We start from the raw sequence: 3,536 nt of genomic DNA on the forward strand, positions 1-3,536 counted from the left end.
CTGCCGCTAAACAAGAACAGGATGCTGCACAAGGCGGAGCTAACACAAAACCGGCTGCAACTCCTGCTGCAACAAATAAAGACGTGCTGGCTACTCCTAGCGTACGCAAATTTGCACGTGAGCAAGGTGTAAACATCGCTCAAGTGAGTGGCTCCGGCAAAAATGGTAAAATCACTAAAGAAGATGTAGAAGCTTTCAAAAATGGTGGAGGCCAAGCGGCTGCACCAGCAGCGAAAGAAACTGCAAAAGCACAAGAGCCAGCTAAAAAAGAAGCGAAAGCTGCAGCGCCATCCGCACCAGCAGCAGATCCACGTGCTGAGGAAGAGCGCGTACCATTTAAAGGTATCCGCAAAGCGATTTCCAACGCTATGGTTAAATCGGCTTACACGGCTCCACACGTTACGATTATGGACGAAGTGGACGTAACCGAGCTGGTTGCTTTCCGTACTCGTATGAAACCAATCGCTGAGAAGAAAGGCACAAAAGTAACATACCTGCCATTCATCGTAAAAGCATTGGTTGCAGCTTCCCGTCAATTCCCGGCTCTGAATGCCTCGATCGACGAAGAAGCAAACGAAATCGTCTACAAAAAATACTACAACATCGGTATTGCTACAGATACAGACAACGGTCTGATCGTTCCTGTAATTAAAGATGCTGACCGTAAGAGCATTTGGATGATCGCTGATTCCATTCGTGATCTGGCTGTACGCGGTCGTGATGGTAAACTGGCTGCCAATGAGATGAGAGGAAGCACAATTTCTATCTCTAACATCGGTTCCGCAGGCGGTATGTTCTTTACTCCAATCATCAACTTCCCTGAAGTTGCGATCTTGGGAACTGGCCGTATCAGTGAAAAAGCAGTTGTGAAAAACGGTGAAATTGTTGCCGCTCCTGTAATGGCTCTTTCCTTGAGCTTTGACCACCGTATTATTGACGGTGCAACTGCTCAAAACTTCATGAACTATATCAAACAGCTGCTCGCTAACCCTGAGTTGCTTGTTATGGAGGTGTAATCAATGGTAGTAGGAGACGCTTCTCTGGATATTGACACATTGGTTATCGGTGCGGGTCCTGGCGGCTATGTAGCTGCTATCCGTGCTGCACAATTGGGACAAAACGTATTGATCGTTGACCAATCGGAGCTGGGCGGTGTCTGTCTGAACCGTGGATGTATTCCTTCCAAAGCTTTGATCTCTGCAGCTCATCAATATGAAGCTGCCCAACACGGCGAGTCTTTCGGTATTACTGCTGAGAACGTAAAAGTTGACTTTGCTAAAACACAAGAATTCAAAAACAGTGTTGTTAAGAAAATGACTGGCGGCGTAAGCGGTCTGCTCAAAGGCAACAAAGTTGAAGTTTTCAATGGTGAGTGCATGTTCATCAACGAAAACGAAGCGCGTGTATTCAACGAACATGAATCACCACGCTACCGTTTTAAAAATGCGATTATCGCAACAGGTTCCCGTCCAATTGAATTGAAACCATTCCCGTTTGGCGGACGTATTCTGTCTTCTACAGAAGCGTTGAACCTGCCTGAAATTCCGAAAAGCCTGATCGTAATCGGCGGTGGATACATTGGTGCAGAGCTTGGACAAATGTACTCCAAATTCGGTTCCAAAGTAACAATCATTGAAGGTATGGATACCGTTCTTCCTGGTTTCGACAAGGACATGACTTCGATCGTTGCGAAGAGCATGAAGAAAACTGGTATTGAAATCTTCACTGGCGCTAAAGCGGAAAGTGCAGAGCAAACAGATAAAGACGTAACGGTGAAATTCTCCGTTAACGGCGAAAGCAAAGAAGTAACTGCTGATTACCTGCTTGTGACCGTTGGACGTCGTCCAAACACAGACGGTGAACTGGGTCTGGATCTGATCGGTGTAGAACTGGATGAGCGTGGATTGGTGAAAGTTGACCACCAAGGACGCACTAGCATTCCTCATATCTTTGCAATCGGCGATATCGTTGCTGGTCTTGCTCTGGCTCACAAAGCTTCTTACGAAGGTAAAGTGGCTGCTGAAGCGATCGCAGGCGAACCGTCTGTAGTAGACTACAAATGTATTCCGGCTGTTGTTTTCACAGATCCAGAATGCTCCAGCGTAGGCTACACTGAGACACAAGCTAAAGAAAAAGGCCACAATGTCAAAGTCGGCAAGTTCTCTTATGGAGCAAACGGCCGTGCCGTTTCCCTGAACGCTACTGAAGGCTTTGTTAAAATCGTAGCTGACGCAGACACAGGTCTGGTACTGGGTACGCAAATCGTAGGTCTGGAAGCTTCCAACCTTATTGCTGAGCTGGGTCTGGCGATTGAAATGGGTGCTACACTCGAAGATATCTCCTTGACTATTCATGCTCACCCTACACTGGGCGAAATCGTTATGGAAGCAGCGGAAGTCGTGCTGGGTCATCCGATCCACGCTTTGGCACCACGTCGCTAATCCCAATTCATTATCTCGTTTTTGATTTTCATACATGGAAAGAGAGGCAAGGAGCGCTATATCTGCGTTCTTTGCCTCTTTTTTTCATATTTTAGGATTTTCAGGACGTCTATGAAAATTCACACAGTAGATAGTCAATAAAGCGTAGTCCATGATAAACTAAATATAGATATGGGTGCAGAATAGTAGGTCTTTTCTAGATTAGAATTTGACGCTGTGGGCATTGAATACTGGATACTGTACGTGAACGTGAGACGCTTTTAACGTTCATATACGTTCGGATTCTATTAATGCCGATGTTTATTCATGCTTAAAGGAGAGAAATAAAATGCGCAATTACTTGGAACTGCTGGAGGATATATTGGAAAATGGAGTGAAAAAAGAGGACCGTACTGGAACGGGAACACTCTCTGTTTTCGGAAGACAGCTCCACTTTGATCTGGCCAAGGGCTTTCCCTTGGTAACCACTAAAAGAGTACATTTGAAATCCGTTATCCATGAGTTGCTGTGGTTCTTGCGGGGAGATACCAACATTTCTTACCTCAAGGAGAACGGGGTTACCATTTGGGACGAATGGGCAGATGAGCAGGGGAATCTGGGCCCTGTATATGGATCGCAATGGCGTGCGTGGGAAACAACAGACGGTCAACATATTGACCAGATTACAAATGTCATTGAAGCGATTAAAAACAACCCGGATTCCCGACGACATATCGTCAGCGCTTGGAATGTGGCTGAAATCGATTCAATGAAGCTCCCGCCATGCCATTTTGTATTTCAGTTTTATGTGGCAGGAGGGAAGCTTTCCTGCATGCTGACCATGCGTTCAGTCGATACCTTCCTTGGCCTTCCTTTCAATATCGCCAGTTATGCATTGCTAACGCATATGGTTGCACAGCAGTGTGGTTTGGAGCCGGGCGAATTCATTTGGTCAGGCGGCGATGTGCATATTTATTCAAATCATATGCAACAAGTGCATACGCAGCTGGAGCGTGATCCTTATCCATTGCCTCAGCTCAAAATCCTTCGTAAACCGGATTCGATATTTGATTATACGTACGAGGACTTTACTTTTGAGAACTACGAATATCATCC

General features: G+C 45.9%; 3 protein-coding genes. All 3 read left to right on the top strand.

Annotation, left to right across the window (positions count from 1 at the left end; all coding sequences use genetic code 11):
• Positions 1 to 1,016, top strand: a 1,016-nt coding sequence (locus QD47_RS29215) for a dihydrolipoamide acetyltransferase family protein (RefSeq protein WP_044649423.1), incomplete at its 5' end; no start/stop codon positions are given.
• A 3-nt stretch (positions 1,017 to 1,019) separates the two neighbouring features.
• A complete protein-coding gene (gene lpdA / locus QD47_RS29220; RefSeq protein WP_044649424.1) occupies positions 1,020 to 2,441 on the top strand; it encodes a dihydrolipoyl dehydrogenase in 1,422 nt (473 codons plus the stop codon).
• 328 nt (positions 2,442 to 2,769) lie between these two features.
• A partial coding sequence (gene thyA, locus QD47_RS29225) for a thymidylate synthase (protein WP_044649425.1) occupies positions 2,770 to 3,536 on the top strand: 767 nt, incomplete at its 3' end.

Source organism: Paenibacillus terrae, from assembly GCF_000943545.1.
Taxonomy (GTDB): domain Bacteria; phylum Bacillota; class Bacilli; order Paenibacillales; family Paenibacillaceae; genus Paenibacillus; species Paenibacillus terrae_A.

Bases quoted from the DNA above. Each gene is read 5' to 3' on its own strand.
- lpdA (WP_044649424.1), top strand. From the start codon at position 1,020: ATGGTAGTAGGAGACGCTTCTCTGGATATTGACACATTGGTTATCGGT.